Annotated in this window: 15 protein-coding genes; 12 read left to right on the forward strand and 3 right to left on the reverse strand. The window is 69.7% G+C overall.

Going from position 1 to position 16114, the window contains the following annotated elements; translation table 11 throughout:
* Nucleotides 1-3 precede the first annotated feature (3 nt).
* The 9 genes from BST10_RS11645 to BST10_RS11685 all read left to right on the forward strand — a co-directional run bounded on the left by BST10_RS11645 (nucleotide 4) and on the right by BST10_RS11685 (nucleotide 5794).
* Nucleotides 4-321 (forward strand): WXG100 family type VII secretion target, encoded by a 318-nt coding sequence (locus BST10_RS11645; protein WP_109559478.1) that lies wholly within the window; start codon nucleotides 4-6, stop codon nucleotides 319-321.
* Nucleotides 322-330: 9 nt separating this feature from the next.
* Nucleotides 331-627, forward strand: coding sequence for a WXG100 family type VII secretion target (locus BST10_RS11650; protein WP_083037867.1), 297 nt, complete (start codon nucleotides 331-333; stop codon nucleotides 625-627).
* Nucleotides 628-918: 291 nt separating this feature from the next.
* Complete coding sequence (gene rplM / locus BST10_RS11655) at nucleotides 919-1362, forward strand: 50S ribosomal protein L13 (protein ID WP_083037868.1); 444 nt, start codon at nucleotides 919-921, stop codon at nucleotides 1360-1362.
* Nucleotides 1359-1865: a 30S ribosomal protein S9 gene (rpsI, locus tag BST10_RS11660; protein WP_013830197.1), complete on the forward strand. Its 507-nt coding sequence runs from the start codon at nucleotides 1359-1361 to the stop codon at nucleotides 1863-1865. The genes rplM and rpsI overlap by 4 nt, the downstream gene beginning before the upstream one ends.
* Nucleotides 1866-2010: 145 nt before the next feature.
* Complete coding sequence (gene glmM / locus BST10_RS11665) at nucleotides 2011-3342, forward strand: phosphoglucosamine mutase (RefSeq protein ID WP_083037869.1); 1332 nt, start codon at nucleotides 2011-2013, stop codon at nucleotides 3340-3342.
* 48 nt (nucleotides 3343-3390) lie between these two features.
* Entirely contained in the window at nucleotides 3391-3693 is a 303-nt protein-coding gene (locus BST10_RS11670; RefSeq protein ID WP_083037870.1) for a type VII secretion target, read from the forward strand.
* 1 nt (nucleotide 3694) lies between these two features.
* A complete protein-coding gene (locus tag BST10_RS11675; protein ID WP_083037871.1) occupies nucleotides 3695-5062 on the forward strand; it encodes a hypothetical protein in 1368 nt (455 codons plus the stop codon).
* A 66-nt stretch (nucleotides 5063-5128) separates the two neighbouring features.
* Nucleotides 5129-5356 (forward strand): hypothetical protein, encoded by a 228-nt coding sequence (locus tag BST10_RS11680; RefSeq protein WP_013830193.1) that lies wholly within the window; start codon nucleotides 5129-5131, stop codon nucleotides 5354-5356.
* Between the two features lie 6 nt (nucleotides 5357-5362).
* Nucleotides 5363-5794 (forward strand): type II toxin-antitoxin system VapC family toxin, encoded by a 432-nt coding sequence (locus tag BST10_RS11685; RefSeq protein ID WP_013830192.1) that lies wholly within the window; start codon nucleotides 5363-5365, stop codon nucleotides 5792-5794.
* A gap of 16 nt (nucleotides 5795-5810) precedes the next feature.
* On the opposite strand, the gene BST10_RS11690 is transcribed toward BST10_RS11685, so the two are convergent.
* Nucleotides 5811-7634, reverse strand: coding sequence for a fatty acyl-AMP ligase (locus BST10_RS11690; protein WP_083037872.1), 1824 nt, complete (start codon nucleotides 7632-7634; stop codon nucleotides 5811-5813).
* 386 nt (nucleotides 7635-8020) lie between these two features.
* Between BST10_RS11690 and gjpA the strand changes: the two genes are divergently transcribed.
* Together gjpA and BST10_RS23285 are read left to right on the forward strand one after the other, a co-directional pair.
* Nucleotides 8021-9217, forward strand: a complete 1197-nt coding sequence (gjpA, locus tag BST10_RS11695) for an outer membrane porin GjpA (RefSeq protein WP_232062391.1) — start codon at nucleotides 8021-8023, stop codon at nucleotides 9215-9217.
* Between the two features lie 86 nt (nucleotides 9218-9303).
* Complete coding sequence (locus BST10_RS23285; protein ID WP_083037873.1) at nucleotides 9304-12660, forward strand: PGRS repeat-containing protein; 3357 nt, start codon at nucleotides 9304-9306, stop codon at nucleotides 12658-12660.
* Between the two features lie 80 nt (nucleotides 12661-12740).
* On the opposite strand, the gene BST10_RS11705 is transcribed toward BST10_RS23285, so the two are convergent.
* Nucleotides 12741-13784 carry an LLM class F420-dependent oxidoreductase gene (locus BST10_RS11705; protein WP_083037874.1) on the reverse strand — a complete coding sequence of 348 codons (1044 nt, stop codon included), beginning with the start codon at nucleotides 13782-13784 and terminating at the stop codon, nucleotides 12741-12743.
* Nucleotides 13785-13932: 148 nt separating this feature from the next.
* The gene (locus BST10_RS11710) at nucleotides 13933-15105 is read right to left on the reverse strand and encodes an IS256 family transposase (RefSeq protein WP_371869225.1); all 1173 of its coding nucleotides are present in this window, start codon (nucleotides 15103-15105) and stop codon (nucleotides 13933-13935) included.
* Between the two features lie 138 nt (nucleotides 15106-15243).
* Between BST10_RS11710 and BST10_RS11715 the strand changes: the two genes are divergently transcribed.
* Nucleotides 15244-16114, forward strand: an 871-nt coding sequence (locus BST10_RS11715; protein WP_242665667.1) for an IS256 family transposase, incomplete at its 3' end; no start/stop codon positions are given.

The following is a 16114-nucleotide window of genomic DNA, read 5'->3' on the forward strand; positions in this document are numbered from 1 at the left end:
GACGTGAGCCCATCCCACACACTCAGTGCCGACTTCGACCTGATGCGTGCCGTCGCGGCGGCAACCGACGCCCGTAATGAAGACATCCGCGGGATGCTGCAATCCTTCGTCGCGCGGATGCGGGCCGTGCCGCCGTCGGTGTGGTCGGGCATGGCCGCGGCCCGATTCCAGGACGTGCTGGACCGCTGGAACACCGAATCGCTGAGGCTGCACCAGGCCCTGGCGCGCATCGCCGAGACCATCCGCCAGAACGAGCGCGCACTGCGGGAGGTGGCCGAGAGCCACTCGCATCACATCGTTGCCGCCGGCGACGGAATCTGAGGAGCAGCAGTGGACGCGACACTGTCCTACAACTTCGATGAGATCGAATATGCCGTCCGCCAGGAGATCCACTCCACGGCCAGTCGGCTCAACGGCGCGCTGGAACAACTCCGGTCGCAGATCGCGCCCCTGCAGCAGGTGTGGACCCGGGAAGCGGCCGGCGCCTACCACGCCGAGCAGCTGCGATGGCAGCAAGCCGTCAGCGCGCTCAACCAGATTCTGTTCGACTTGGGCCGCGCGGTGCGCGACGGTGCCGCCGACGTCGCCGACGCCGATCGCCGCGCGGCAGGGGCTTGGGGGAGGTAAGGAGAGACCACCCCCGGACACGGTGTGGCCCCGATCGGTGGATAGCCGTCGGGGCCACACCGCCATGTCCACCGGCCGTGCGGGCGCCATCGAGCTGTCGCCCGTTTTGACCTGCTCGGATCGCCACCGGTAAGCTGCTCCGTTGGCGTGCGGTGCCTAGTTGGCGCAGCGGGTTCTCGGGTCACTGTCGGTCGCCGAGAATCACCCCCGCCGTCCACGCCGGACCGGCACCCGGCTCGTACCGGGATCCGCAGAACCGGGTAGCAACCCGAATAACGAGAGGTAAGCGCTGTGCCCACCTATACGCCGAAGGCGGGTGACACCACGCGGTCGTGGTATGTCATCGACGCCACCGACGTGGTGCTCGGCCGGCTCGCCGTCGCGGCAGCAACGCTGCTGCGCGGCAAGCACAAGCCGACGTTCACGCCGAATGTCGACGGCGGTGACTTCGTCATCGTCATCAACGCCGACAAGGTCGCCATCAGCGGCGACAAGCTGCAGAAGAAGATGGCTTACCGCCATTCGGGCTACCCGGGCGGGCTGCGTAAGCGCAGCCTCGGCGAGTTGATGGAACGCAATCCCGACCGGGTCGTGGAGAAGGCGATCATCGGCATGTTGCCCAAGACCAAGCTCGGCCGTCAGATCAAGCGCAAGCTGCGCGTCTACGCCGGTCCCGAGCATCCGCACACCGCCCAGCAGCCGGTCCCGTACGAAATCAAGCAGGTGACGCAATGACCGAGACCGCCATCGAAGAAACCCCTGAGACCCCTGAGGTCACCGAGGCTGTTGAGGCCGACGAGACCGTGGCGGTGCAGGCGGACGCCGCACCGGCCTACGAGCCGCACGACCTGGGCCGCCCCATCCAGACCGTCGGCCGCCGCAAGGAGGCCGTGGTGCGTGTCCGGCTGGTGCCGGGCACCGGCAAGTTCAACCTGGACGGGCGCACCCTGGAGGCCTACTTCCCCAACAAGGTGCACCAGCAGCTGATCAAGGCTCCGCTGGTCACCGTGGACCGGTTGGACAGCTTCGACGTCTACGCCCACCTCGACGGCGGCGGCCCCTCCGGGCAGGCCGGCGCGTTGCGGCTGGCGCTGGCCCGCGCGCTGATCCTGGTGCAGCCCGAGGACCGGCCGGTGCTGAAGAAGGCAGGCTTCTTGACCCGCGACCCGCGGGCCACCGAGCGCAAGAAGTACGGCCTGAAGAAGGCCCGCAAGGCACCTCAGTACAGCAAGCGCTGATCTGCGGTTGCATTTTGGCAGCGAGTTGGGGGTACCTTCCGCACGGGGAAGGTGCCCCCGGCTTGCTTTCGAGAGTGCGGGTTTCCGGTCCCACACCGGCGTGTCGAACCGGGAACACGCACACTCGCGGCGATAAAGGATAGTTATGGGTCGTCTTTTCGGCACCGACGGTGTTCGCGGGGTCGCCAACCGCGAACTGACCGCAGAACTCGCCGTTGCCCTGGGCAGTGCGGCCGCACAGCGGCTGTCCACCGGCACCGAGCGCCGGGTGGCCGTCGTCGGTCGTGACCCGCGGGCCAGTGGCGAGATGCTGGAGGCCGCGGTCATCGCCGGGCTGACCAGCCAGGGGGTCGACGCGCTGCGGGCCGGCGTGCTGCCCACGCCGGCGGTGGCCTATCTGACCGGCGCTTATGAAGCCGACTTCGGGGTGATGATCTCGGCGTCGCACAATCCGATGCCCGACAACGGCATCAAGTTCTTCGGCCCGGGCGGCCACAAACTCGACGACGCCACCGAGGACCAGATCGAGGATCTGGTCGCCGCCGGGCCGGGGTTGCGACCGGTCGGCGCCGGGCTGGGCCGGGTGGTGGACGCCAAGGACGCCTTGGACTGCTACCTGCGCCACCTCGGCGAATCCAACCGGGCCCGGCTCGACGGACTGACCGTCGTGGTGGACTGCGCCCACGGCGCGGCGTTCCAGGCGGGACCGCGGGCCTACCGGGCCGCCGGTGCCACCGTGATCGCCATCAACGCCGATCCCGACGGGCTCAACATCAACGAGGACTGCGGTTCGACGCACCTGGAACCGCTGCGTGCCGCGGTGCTCGCCCACGGCGCCGACCTGGGCCTGGCCCATGACGGCGACGCCGACCGGTGCCTGGCCGTCGACGCGGCCGGCAATGTGGTCGACGGTGACGCCATCATGGTGGTGCTGGCGCTGGCCATGCGGGATGCCGGCGAACTGGCCGGCGACACCCTGGTGGCCACCGTCATGAGCAACCTCGGGTTGCATCTGGCGATGCGCGAGGCGGGCATCGACGTGCAGACCACCGACGTCGGCGACCGCTACGTGCTCGAGCAACTACGGGCCGGCGGCTTCACCCTCGGCGGTGAGCAGTCCGGCCACATCGTGCTTCCGCAGCTGGCCACCACCGGCGACGGCATCATCACCGGCCTGCGCCTGATGGCGCGGATGGCCCAGACCGGCACCCCGCTGGCCGGATTGGCCTCGGCGATGCGCACGCTGCCGCAGGTGCTGATCAACGTCGAGGTCGCCGACAAAGCCGATGCGGTGAGCCGCCTGGCGGTGCGCACCGCGGTGCAGCGCGCCGAGCAGGAGCTCGGCGTCACCGGCCGAATCCTGTTGCGGCCCTCCGGAACCGAGCAGCTCGTCCGGGTGATGGTGGAAGCCGCCGATGAGGAGACCGCGCACCAGATCGCGGTCAGCGTCGCCGAAACGGTCCGCGCCGGACACTGAATCCCGCGCTGAGGGAACCGGGCGAGCTTCGGCGCCGTCATATCCCTTATGGGACGACAACAGCTGTATCTCGATGCCGCCGCGCTGCGCTGCGTGGCGGACTGCTTGGACGACACGGCGGCAGCGATCGACGTTGCCGTCCGAATCCGGTTGGGCGGGCTGGTATTCGACGGTAGCGCCGCCGGACGTGATCATGTCGGCGCGGGGGAGGCGCTGCGGCGTGCGCTAGACGCCTGGGTGCCGGAGATGACGCGCTGGTCGCGCGCGGGCGCCGAGATCGCCGCGGCATTGCGAGCCGGGCTGGCGCGTTACGGGGCCGCCGAATCGTTTGCGGCCGATCGGATCGGTTGAGGTGGCGCCGCGATACGACGTGGCCGCGCGGCTGGCCGAGGGCCGAGAAGCGGTGGCCCACACGCAGGCCTACGTGTCGGCGTGTCATCGGCGCGGTTATGGCCATCCCGATCTCACCGGCTACGACGGGCAGCTCGCCGACCGCTACGACAGCGAGGCCGGCCTGGATCTGTGGCGCCTGGACGCCGACTGCGCCGCACTGGCGGCGTTGGCCGGCGCTGCCGAGGACGCCCTGCGCCGGCAGCGCGGGCAACTCGATGCCCTGGCGGCGGCCTGGCGGGGCCCCGGTGCCGACGCGGCCGTCGAGTTTGTACGCCGGCACTGTGAGTCCGGGGCGCAGCTGACGGCGCGGTTGCGCGCGGCCGCCACCGGATGCGAGGTATTGCGTGACGAGCTGTGGCGGCTGGTCGACACCAAGGTGGCGGCGGTGACCGCCGTCGACGACCGAGCGGGCGCGCACCGGCCGACCTGGCTGGCGGCAGCACACGCGGTGAACGCCGGCTCTGGCGATGAGCACGCCGCCGAAGTCATCGACAAACAGGTGATCCCCTACGTGGACAACGACGTTCGGGGTGAGTGGGCGACGGCCGTGCAGTCGGCGCGCGACGGGGTGGCGGGCGCCTACCGGGCGGCGGCGGGGTCGGCCGACCCGGCGCCGGGGACGGTTTTCGCGGTACCCGGTGATCTCGGTCCGGTCGTGTCACCCGATCACCCGACCGGTGCTGCGCCGGTCGCCGCGGCGACCGCGGCCCCCGTCGCAGCGGAGATCGTGCCGGCGGCGGATGTCGCACCGGCGGGTGTCCCGGCGGCCCCGGGCGCGAGGCAGGACGCCGCCGTCCCGGAACCCGCCGCGGCACCCGATGACCTGCCTGCCGATCCAGGACTGCCGGCCGGTCTCGGCCTACCCGGTGATCTGGGGTTGCCGACCGGCGGGCTGCCCACCGGCGGTGGCGGTGGTCTCGGCGGGCTCGGCGGGTTGGGCGGATTGATTCCCCGGCTGGCCGACGCGTTCGGTGACCCCGGATCCGCCGACGGGTTCGGCGATCCGTTCGAGGACCCCGCAGCAACCGACGACCGCGACCCTGATGACCACGATGACCCCGAGCCCGCTGACTCCGAAGGTGAGCCGCCGGACGAGCCCGGCGACGAGGCCGCTGTCGAGGAGGCCGCCGCCGAGGATGCTGTTGCACCGACCGAATCGGAATCCGCGCCGTCGGACCCGGAAATTCAGGCCGGCGCTCAAGCCGAGCCCGCGGCCGAAACCACCGAAGCCGACGACTCCGGTCAGGCTCCCGGGCCCTTTGCCGACGGCACACCGAAGACGCCGTGCGAGGTCGCCGCCGAGGAATTGCCCCAGGTCGGACAGTGACCGGCCACACCGCATCAGCATGCTTCACTGGTCGCATCTTGATGCGCCTGTGCGTATGATCGGGTCGTGCGGACCACCGTGGTGATCGACAGCGATGTGGCAGCCGAGGTGACACGGCTCCGCGGGCAAGGCATGGGTGTCAGCGAGGCGCTGAATCTGCTCGCCCGTCGCGGCATGGCCGCGCAGACCAGTGCGCCCGGAACCCGGTACCGGCATCGCACGGCGCACATCGGCCTGAAGGTCGACGTCTCCAACGTGGCCGACGTACTGGATCTCCTTGACGACGACCGGTGAGCTGCGGTGCTCCTAGACGCGAATCTGCTGCTGTACGCCGTCGACGCAGACAGCAAGCACAACCCGGTGGCTGCGGCGTGGCTGGAGGAAACACTCAACGGTGACAACCGGATTGGCCTGCCGTGGCAGACGATCGGCGCATTCCTGCGGATCATCACCCACCCGAGGGTCACCGAGAATCCACTGCCACCGTCCGAGGCCTGGAGCTACGTCGCGGACTGGCTGGCCGTTCCCGTGGTGTGGATCCCGCCCGCCACCGAGGCCACCGCCCGGGTCTACGCCGGAATCTGTGCCCAGGCCGATGTGGCGGGCAACCTGGTGCCCGATGCGCAACTGGCCGCCTTGGCGATCGAGCACGGTGTCGAGCTCGCCTCGGCCGATTCGGACTTTCAGCGATTCCCGGGATTGCGCTGGTTCAACCCGCTGACCTCGCAGTAGGGCCGACCCCCGCACCTCACCCCTGGCGCGAGCCCCAGGTCTGCAGCGCCGAAACGATCTTGGCCGCGGCCTCCAGTTGCTCCAGCGACAGCTCCTCGGTCGGGGTGCGCCACTGCGCGACTACCGCGAGTGCGCCGTCGATGAACAGCTGGCGGGTCTGGCCGCGCTGGATCTTGCCGCTGGAGGTGGTGGGCATCGACACGTGGTGCACCAGGACCACGGCGTCGGCCGCGATGCCGTGGTGGGTGGCGACGGCGGTGCGGATCTTGTCGATGACGGCGTCGAAGTCGGTTTCACCGATCTGGCCGCTGTCCACCTCGTGCACCACGACCAGTTGCTCGATGCCTCCCGGGGGCGCGTCGGTGGCGAACGCCGCGCCCCGGCCGGACACCAGTACCGGGTCGCATTGCTGCACGGTGAACTCGATGTCGTTGGGGTAGTACCGGTGCCCGTCGACGACGATCAGATCCTTGCAGCGTCCGGTGGTGAAAAGTTCACCGGCGCAGAGGAACCCGTAGTCCCCGGTGCGCAGGAACGGTCCGCGGGCCGGGTCGCCCGGCGCGGCCAGCCGTGCTCCGAACGTCGCGGCGGTCTCCTCGGGACGCTGCCAGTAACCGAGAGCGACATTGGGGCCGGCGACCCAGATCTCGCCGACCTCGTCGGGGCCGCACGGCTGGTGGGTCACCGGGTCGACGATGGCGACGTCGGTTTGGCGCGGCTGACCGCAACCCACGAACGTTGCGGCGGCAGGGTCGTCGGGTGCGATGTCGACGATGCGGTCCTGCTCCAACGCGACACGGTCGAGGTAGCGCACTCCCGGCATCCCGGTGGCGGATCCGGCCGACACGCACAGGGTGGCCTCGGCCAGCCCGTACACCGGGTAACACGACGAAATCTGGAAACCTGCCGGTGCGAAGGCATCGGCGAACGCCGCCAGCGAGGTGGCGCGCACCGCTTCGGCGCCGTTCATGGCCACCGTCATGCAGGAAAGATCAAGGGCGGCACGCTCTTCGGGCGTGCTGGTCTCCACGCACCGGTCGTAGGCGAAGTTGGGTGCCGCGGTGATCACGCCGCGATGCGCCGACACCAGTTCCAGCCAGCGCATCGGGCGTTTGATGAACGCGGTCGGCGACATCAGCGCGGTGCTGGCCCCGATGTAGACCATGGACAGGATCCCGCCGATCAACCCCAGGTCGTGGTGCGGCGGCAGCCAGAACACGCCCCTGTCGTTCTCGTCGCCGTTCCACGCCTGCCGGATGGCGTCGACGTTGTGCAGGACGTTGCCGTGGCTGAGCAGCACACCCTTGGGTGAGCGGGTCGAGCCGGAGGTGTACTGGATGGCGGCCGGCGAGTCGGTGCCGATGGCCGGGGGCACCCAGGCGCCCGGGTCGGCGCCGGCATCGGTGAAGAACCAGTGTTCCGGTTCGCCCGGGATCCCGGCGACCGCGGACCGGGTGGCCTGCTGAGTCTCACCGGCGGTGAGGGCGAACCGGGCCTGGGCGTCTGGAACCACCACCTGCAGGCGCGGCGCAAGCTTCTGATGCACCGGCACGGCCACCGCCCCGGCGTAGAGGCAGCCGAAGAATCCGGCGATGAAGTCCAGACCGGGTCGCACCAGTACCAGGACCCGCTCCCCGGCGACATCATGGCGCTGCAGGTTGGCCGCGATCGCGCGGGCGCGCAGGTCCAGTTCGCGGAAGCTCAGCTCACTGCGGCCCTCGTCGTCGCCGTTGTAGGAGAAGCTGAACGCCACCTTGTCGCCGAATCGTTCGGCTTGGCGTTGCAGCAGCTCAACCAGGGTTTCTGCGATGGGTGTCGTGACCGTGGGCGTGAAGTCCATGGCCCCATCTTGGCCCGCGAGGTGGTCTGCGCCACATTCGGCCCCCTATGAGGCCCTGGAATCGGCGCGCAGCAGCCTTCGATCCGGTTGCTGGCGCGTGCTGCGTCACGGGCTGGTCGGTGCAAGGCGGCCCTGGCGGCGCCGCTCATTTCACCGTGCGAAAAGTCAGCGTATCTAGCACATTCCCAGGTATCAACTCGGTTTGAGCAGCAGTGATCAGGGCGTATAAGACGACAAGTTTGGAAAAGGTGCTTGAATTTAAGTGTACTCACAGGTAGGGTCCTGCATCACAACGGCATAACAGTGAGAAATCAGCAATATCACGGGACCGGTGACTGCTGGTCATGATGGTTGCTGAGGGCAGTACCGACACAAAGGAGACGGCTGTGCAGCAAGCCCTTCGCCCCTACGTCACCGCGGGGATCGCCCTGGTGGGTTCCGGGCTGATTTCGGTCACCCCCGCAGTGGCACCGATGCCCGGCATCTCCACCATCCGGGATGTGGCGCTCACCGGTGCGTTTGACGATTTCCTCCAGCCGTGGATCGACCAGTACAACACCGCGGCCGCCAACGCCCAGTTGTTGATCAACAACTTCGCCTTGGCCCCGTTCGTCGGCTATCAGCAACAGATCGCCAACCAGGGCGATCTGTGGAGTCAGGCGATCAACGACCCGTCGACCATCCCCGATGTGACCAACCAGCTGCAGGAGGACGCCAAATCCGCCGCGGATGCGTACTCGTTGTGGAATGCGGGTCCCCTCGGCTTCCTGACCCCCGGTGACCCGGTCACCGAAATGGTCACCGACCACACTCTCAGCGGCGAAGCGAACCTCGACCTGACCGGTGAGACCATCAGCACCCTGGGCCACAAGCTGCTGATGGGCTTCCTGCCGGCGATGCTGCCCGCCGACCTCGACCCCGAGACGGTCACGCCGATCCTGAACTTCCTGGCCTCCCCGCTGAGCGGTCTCATCATGGGCGCGCTGGGCCCGTCGTTGAGTCCGTGGGTCGCGCTGATGAACAGCATCTCCGACGGCGACGGCCTCAACGAGATCATGGCCAACATGGTCGGCGCCTACTTCAACGGCGCCACCCTCAACCTGGACTTCTTGATCCCGATCGTCGAGCAGACCGGCCTGCTGCCGGAAGGCACCAACATTTACCACATCGATCTGGCGCTGGGCGGGTTGTTCACACCCGGGGTGGTGGCCTCGGCGCCCAACCTGGTGCCGGGCACCGGGGTGGAGTTGGCCGCTCCGGGCGGCTCGATCTTCAACAGCATTGGCCTGGACCTCGACGCCAATGTGCTGGGGGCGTCGCTGCCCGCGGTGGTCCCCGCCCACGCGGTCGGCCCGATCGGAGCCTGGGAAGGCTGGATGCAGGCGATGGGAGCGGTGCTCGGATCGGGCTGGAGCGGCAAGAGCAATCCCCAGGATGCGGTAGCTCCGCTGACTGGTTTCCAGCTCCCGCAGATTCCCGACGACCTCTTCGACGACGGTGGCGCAGCCGCCGGCGCGTCGGACGCCGCCTCACCCGACATGCTGCAAGACCTGCTGGACCTGTTCATCGGAGCCGGAGGCTGACGCCGGCGCGCCCGCTTTACCGGTAATCGCCCAGACAACTTTCACCACAGCTCGACAGAGCCGCTTCACAGGAGAGGTGTTCGCAAATGAGTCGTCGTCACAGCAGCCAGGCTGGTAACACCGGATCGCGCTACCGCAAGCGGGTGGCAGGCGCCACCAGTTCGGTGGGTGCGTTCCTGGCTTTCGGGATGGCCCCGTTGGCTGCGGCACCGGCCGCCCACGCCGATGTCGATTTCCTCGGTGATCTGCTCGGTGATCTGGCGTCCTCATGGTCGGTCGCCGATCCCGGTGACGCCGCGGCAACGTGGGACCTCGACGCATTGTTCGGCGCCGCCGATCCGGGCAGCGCAGCCGACGACCCGTTCTCGTGGACGGCGATCATGGACCAGTGGTTCTACGAGCCACTGCACGCCGGCGTCCAGGCCTGGATCACCAGCGACTTCGGCGAGATGGTCAACAACTCGATCAACTCGATGTTCGGGCTTTACCTGATCGGCAATGGTGTCGACGGAACCGCCCTGAACCCCGACGGTGGGGACGGTGGCTTGCTGTTCGGCGACGGCGGCGCCGGCTGGAACAGCGATGCGGCCGGCGTCGACGGTGGCGATGGCGGCGACGCCCTCGGCATCCTCGGCAACGGTGGCGCCGGCGGCGCCGGCGGTGCCGGCGCGGACGGCGGCGCAGGCGGCACCGGCTCCTGGTGGATGGGCCATGGTGGCGCCGGTGGTGCCGGTGGCGCCGCCCTGGCGCCCGGGCTCAGCGGCGGTGACGGCGGCGACGGCGGTGCGTCGGTCGCTTGGTTCTTTGGCAATGGTGGCGCGGGCGGAGCCGGCGGGGCCGGCGGCAACGGCGTCGCGGGCACCTTCGCCAACGGCGGCACCGGCAACGGCGGTGCGGGTGGTTCCGGCGGCGACGGCGGAACCGGTGGCCGCAGTGGTTACGCCTGGGGTAACGGCGGCGCCGGCGGCCAGGCCGGTGTGGGCGGCAACGGCGGCGCGGGCGCCACCGGCACTGCCGCCAACCCGAATGGCGGCAACGGTGGTAGCGCCGGCTCGGGCGGCAGCGGCGGCGTGGGCGGTATCAAGTTCGACGGCTCCCTCGGCGCCGCCGGTCAGGACGCCGACGGCGGCAACGGCGGCGCCGGCGGCACCGGTGGCGACGCATACCAGGACGCCAGCGGCTTCCTTGGCAATGGCGGCAGGGGTGGTACCGGCGGTGCCGGCGGGTCCGGGGTCGATGGCGGTGATGGCGGCGCCGGCGGAAACGGTGGGGCCGGTATCAACGGCGGTGCGGGCGGCAACGGCGCGCTTGGCGGTGCCGGGGTACTGACTGGCGGGAACGGCGGCGCGGGCGGTACCGGCGGCGACGCCGCGGGTAGCGCGACCAGCGCGGGAGTTGCCGGTAACGGCGGCACCGGCGGTCAGGGCGGAGCAAGCGACACCGGAACCGCCGGCAACGGTGGGGCCGGCGGGCACGGCGGCAACGGGGCCACCGGCGACGACACCATCCAGACCACCGGCGGTAACGGCGGCACCGGTGGCCGGGCTGGCAACGCCACGAGCGGAAGCGGTGGCGAAGCCGGTAACGGTGGCGATGGTGGCACCGGCACCTTCAAGGGCGGCAACGGCGGAACCGGCGGCGTCGGCTCCGCGGGGCCCCTCGGCGGCGGTGACGGCGGCGACGGCGGTGCCGGTGGCGACGCGACCGGCTGGGTCGATGCCACCGGCAGCACCGGGGTGGCGCCCGGAACCGTCTACAGCCAGGGCGGCAACGGTGGTACCGGCGGGGCCAGCGCCGGCCCGAGCGCCTCACTCACCGGTGACAGCTCCGATACTCCCACCGGCGGCAATGGCGGCGACGGCGGTAACGGCGCCGAGGACGGCATCAGTATCGGCGGCAACGGTGGTGCCGGCGGTCAGGGCGCCCGCGGAGCCGGTGCGGCGCCCGGCGGCAATGGCGGCAATGGCGGCAACGGCGGCAACGGCACCTACATCGGCGGCAACGGCGGTGCGGGTGGTAACGCCAACAGCGGCGGTAGCACACCCGGCGGTGACGGCGGCGACGGCGGCAATGGCGGTGCCAGCGCCGGCGCCACCAGTGGCACCCTCACCAACACCCACGCCGGCGACGGCGGCAGGGGCGGTAATGGCGGCAACGGCACGGCCGACGCCGCCCCGGGCAACGCCGGCAACGGCGGCAACGGCGGAGCCGGGCACGGTATCGCCGACGGCGGTAACGGCGGTAACGGCGGTAACGGCGGCAGCGGCGATCAGAGCTTCGGCGCCAATGGCGTCTCCGGTGTTGCCAGGGGTGTGGCCGGTGCTGACGGCGGCAACGGCTCGACCGGCGGAATCGGCGGTAACGGCGGTAACGGCGGCTCGGCCGAGAACGGAAATGCCGGGAATGCCGGCAACGGTGGCAACGGAGGTAACGGTGGCATCGGCGGCACCGGAGGAGCCGGCGGCACCGACCCGACCACTGGTCTCGGGCAGGCCGGTGGAAACGGCGGCGATGGCGGCGCGGGCGGTGCCGGGGGCACGGCCGGGCAGGCTGGCGAGGCCACCGGCAGCGGCAACGACGGTTCGGCCGGCGCCGACGGGAGCCAGGGCAACGGCGGCAAGGGCGGCAACGGCGGCGCCGGCGGTGCCGGGGCGGCCGGCACCGACGGCTCGAGCTCTGCGACCGGCACCGGCGGTGACGGCACCGGCGGTGGTAAGGGCGGCGTCGGCGGCAACGCCGGCAACGGCGGCACGGGCTACGTCGGAGGCGTCGGGGGCACCGGCGGCGCCGGCGGCGTCGGCGGGGCCGGCGGGGCCGGAGGTGATGGCGGAACCAACGCGAGCGGTGTCGGCCAGGCGGCCGGCGACGGTGGCGACGGAGGCGTCGGCGGCGCGGCCGGCAGCGGAGGCACCGGCGGTGCGAGCACCGGCGGCGGCCCAGACGGTGCGGATGGTTCGGACGGCACCGGTGGAGCCGGGGGCGTCGGTGGAGCCGGCGGCACCGGCGGTGCCGGGGTCGACGGCACCAGCCCCGCTAACGCGGCGGGTGGCGACGGCAGTGCAGGTGGAGCCGGCGGCGACGGCGGTAAGGGCGGGGCCGGCGGCACCTCGGCTGGCGGCACCGGCGGCGTCGGCGGCACCGGTGGAGCGGGCGGCAGTGGCGGTGCCGGTGGTGACGGCGGCGACGGCGGGATCGACAGCACCGGCAATGGCTTCGACGGGGGCGACGGCGCCGACGGTGGGGCCGGCGGCAACGGTGGCGACGGCGGGACCGGCGGCACCAGCACCGGCGGCAGTGACGGCTCCGCAGGCGGCGGCGGTGCACTCGGCTCCGGCGGCGCCGGTGGTGCTGCCGGGCAGGGCAACCCGGGGCAGGGCGGCGGTACTCCTGGAGCGGACGGCACCGCGGGTAATAACGGCAGCGACGGCAACCCCGGTAGCTAACCGGCTGATGACGAACGTCGCCGGGTCCTGGCGGACCCGGCGACGTTCGTCATGTCGGAGGACTAGAGTCGGCCGGCGCGTCAGGCCGGCGCCAGCTCACGCAATTCGGCCACGAAGCGCACCGCTTCACCCGGGTCCTTCGCCAGTGGCCCGGCAAGCAACGTCGTCACACCCGCTTCGGCGTAGGCGGCGATCCGATCGGCGACCAGCCCGCGGGGCCCGATCAACGAGGTGTGCCGCACCAACTCGTCGGGGACGGCGTTGATCGCCTCGGTCTTGCGTCCGGACAGGTACAGCTCTTGGATGCGATCGGCCACCTCGCCGAAGCCGTAGCGGGTGGCCAGGTTGTGGTAGAAGTTGCGGGTTCTGGCCCCCATGCCGCCGATGTACAGGGCCAACTGAGGTTTTGCCCACGCCAGCCGGTCCTCGACATCGTCGCCGATGGCCAGTGACGCTCCGGCCATGATGTCGAGCGGCCCGAGTGTCGGATTCCGCTTGGCCGCACCGGCTTTCAAGGCGTCGCCCCACACTTCGGCGGCACGCTCCGGATAAAAGAACACCGGCTGCCAGCCGTCGGCGATCTCAGCGGTCAGCTCGACGTTCTTGGGGCCCAATGACGCAATGGAGATCGGAATCGCCTCCCGTACCGGGTGGTTGATCAACTGCAAGGGCTTGCCCAGCCCGGTGCCGCGGTCAGCCGGCAACGGCAGCTGATAGTGCTTGCCGTCGTAGCACACCCGTTCGCGCCGCCACACCGCTCGGCAGATCTCCACCACCTCTCGGGTGCGCCCCAGCGGGGCGTCGAAGGGCACCCCGTGGAACCCCTCCACCACCTGTGGTCCGGAGGTGCCGATACCGAGCCGAAACCGGCCATCGGAGACGAAGTCCAGGCCGGCGGCCGTCATGGCCAGCAGGGCGGGGGTGCGGGTATAGATCGGCACGACGCCGGAGACGAGCTCCACACGTGAGGTCTTGGCCGCCAGGTAGCCGAGCTGACTGACCGCGTCGAACGAGTAGGCCTCGGCCACTGCCACCACGTCGATCCCGACCCGCTCGAAATCGACGACCTGTTCGGCAGCCTCTTTGAAGCCACTCGCATAGGACAGCTGTACACCGATTCGCATCTTCGACTAATACCAGGCCGTTCCGGTCGTCGGGTTATCGATGTCGATCTGCGTGGGCTGGCGCATGCCGGCCCGCTCGCGGCTGGTCGCGCCCCGTGGGGTGGTGTAAGTAGGGCCAGCGTTTTCGCGTGAGGCTCTGTGGTTTTCACTATGCCGTGAGAGCCGCTGTGGGGGCAACGCTTTCGGTGGGTTTGTTGCCGGGGCCGTTGGTTTTGAGCAGGGCCAGGGTGGCTTCGGATAGGTACCGCTTGTCGGCGACCTGCCATTCGTCGTGGGCTTCGACGAGCACCGAGCCGGCCAGCCGCAGCAGCGCGGCCGGATTCGGGAAGACCCCGACGACGTCGGTCCTGCGTTTGATCTCCCGGTTGAGCCGCTCCAGCGGATTGGTCGACCAGATCTTCTTCCAGTGCGCCACCGGGAAGTCGGCGAACGCGGTGATGTCCTCGGCGGCATTGCGCAGCATGGTCTCGACCTTGGGGAACTGACGGCCCAGCATGGTGGCGATGGTGTCGAGCTGCTCGCGCACATGATCGGCGTCGGGCTGGGCGAAGATGGTGCGAATCGCCGCGGCCACCATCTCCGCGGAGCCCTTGGGCACCTGGGCCGGCACGTTGCGCACGAAATGCACCCGGCAGCGCTGCCAGGCAGACCCGATCAGCACCGCCTCGATCGCGGCCCGCAGCCCGGCGTGGGCATCGGAGATGACCAGCTGCACCCCCGCAAGGCCGCGTGATTTCAGCGAACGCAGAAACGCCGTCCAAAATGCGCCGTCCTCGGAATCGCCGACCTCGAACCCGAGTACTTCGCGGCGGCCATCGGCGGCCACGCCGGTGGCGATGACCACCGCCTGGGAGACGACCCGGTGGTTGACCCGGGCCTTGCAGTAGGTGGCATCGAGGAACACGTACGGGAATGCCTGCTCCGAGAGCGGGCGGTCGCGGAAGGCGGCCACTTCGGTGTCTAGGTCCGCGCAGATCCGCGAGACCTCGCTTTTGGAGATCCCCGAATCGGCCCCGAGGGCTTTGACCAGATCATCGACCTTGCGGGTGGAAGTGCCGTGCAGGTAGGCCTCCATCACCACCCCGAACAGGCACTGATCGACTCGGCGGCGGCGCTCGAGCAGGGCAGGGAAAAACGAACCCGACCGCAGCTTGGGGATACGCAGCTCCAGGTCGCCGGCCACGGTGGTCAAGGTGCGCGGCCGTGACCCGTTGCGGTGATTGGTTCTGGACTCGCAGCGCTCATGGGCGGCGGCGCCGATCAGCGCGGTCAACTCCGCCTCGATCAGGGCCTGGTAGATGGTTTCGGCGGCTTGGGTGATTCGCTCACCGGGCGTGTCATTCCATCTGTGTAAGTCCGAGGTGGTCCATCATCGGACCGCCGTTGGGGCGGACAGAAGGAGTGTTTTGTGACCAAGACCACGAAGGCGTCGGCTGAGGACAAGACGGCGGCCCGACGGTTGGCGGAGGCGTTCAGCGCCGACACACTGGATTCGCTGATCGACGATGCAGTGAAATCGGGGACCCCGATCGACGGCGCGGACGGTTTGCTCAACGAGCTGACCAAGGCCGTGCTCGAGCGCGCCCTGAATATGGAGCTGTCCCATCACCTGGGCTACGAGGCCGGCGATCCGGCCGGGCGCGGATCGGGTAATTCCCGCAACGGCACCACACCGAAAACAGTGACCACCGTCAACGGTCCGGTGCGCATCGACACACCGCGCGATCGCAACGGTTCGTTCGAGCCGGCGATCGTGCCGAAGAAAACCCGTCGACTCAACAACATCAATTCGGTCGTGCTGTCGCTGTATTCGCGCGGGATGACGACCCGCGATATCGAGGCCCACCTTGCGGAGGTGTACGGGGCGTCGGTGTCGCGGGAGCTGATCTCCAACATCACCGACGTGGTTGTCGATGAGATCAAGGCCTGGCAGTCTCGGCCCCTGGATGAGGTCTATCCGATCCTCTATATCGACGGTCTGCGGCTGCGGATCGGCGACAACGGGGTCATCACCACCAAGGTGGCCTATCTGGCCATTGGCGTGGATCTCGACGGTCGCAAACACGCCCTGGGCTGCTGGATCCAAGACAGCGAGGGCGCAAAGTTCTGGCAGAAGGTCGTCATCGACCTACGCAACCGCGGCGTGCGTGACATCCTCATCGCCTGCTGCGACGGCCTGACTGGTCTGCCCGATGCGATCCGCTCGATCTACCCCGACACGGTCGTGCAGACGTGTGTGGTGCACGTGATCCGCAATGCGATGCGGTTCGTGTCCTACAAAGACCGCAAAAAGGTCGCCACCGCGATGCGGACGATCTACACCGCGCCCA

The organism is Mycolicibacter algericus DSM 45454, from assembly GCF_002086455.1.
Classification (GTDB): domain Bacteria; phylum Actinomycetota; class Actinomycetes; order Mycobacteriales; family Mycobacteriaceae; genus Mycobacterium; species Mycobacterium algericum.

Coding starts and splice junctions, on each gene's coding strand:
- BST10_RS11690 (WP_083037872.1), bottom strand. CDS start 7,634: ATGGACTTCACGCCCACGGTCACGACACCCATCGCAGAAACCCTGGTT.
- BST10_RS23285 (WP_083037873.1), top strand. CDS start 9,304: ATGAGTCGTCGTCACAGCAGCCAGGCTGGTAACACCGGATCGCGCTAC.
- BST10_RS11670 (WP_083037870.1), top strand. CDS start 3,391: ATGGGACGACAACAGCTGTATCTCGATGCCGCCGCGCTGCGCTGCGTG.
- rpsI (WP_013830197.1), top strand. CDS start 1,359: ATGACCGAGACCGCCATCGAAGAAACCCCTGAGACCCCTGAGGTCACC.
- BST10_RS11705 (WP_083037874.1), bottom strand. CDS start 13,784: ATGCGAATCGGTGTACAGCTGTCCTATGCGAGTGGCTTCAAAGAGGCT.
- glmM (WP_083037869.1), top strand. CDS start 2,011: ATGGGTCGTCTTTTCGGCACCGACGGTGTTCGCGGGGTCGCCAACCGC.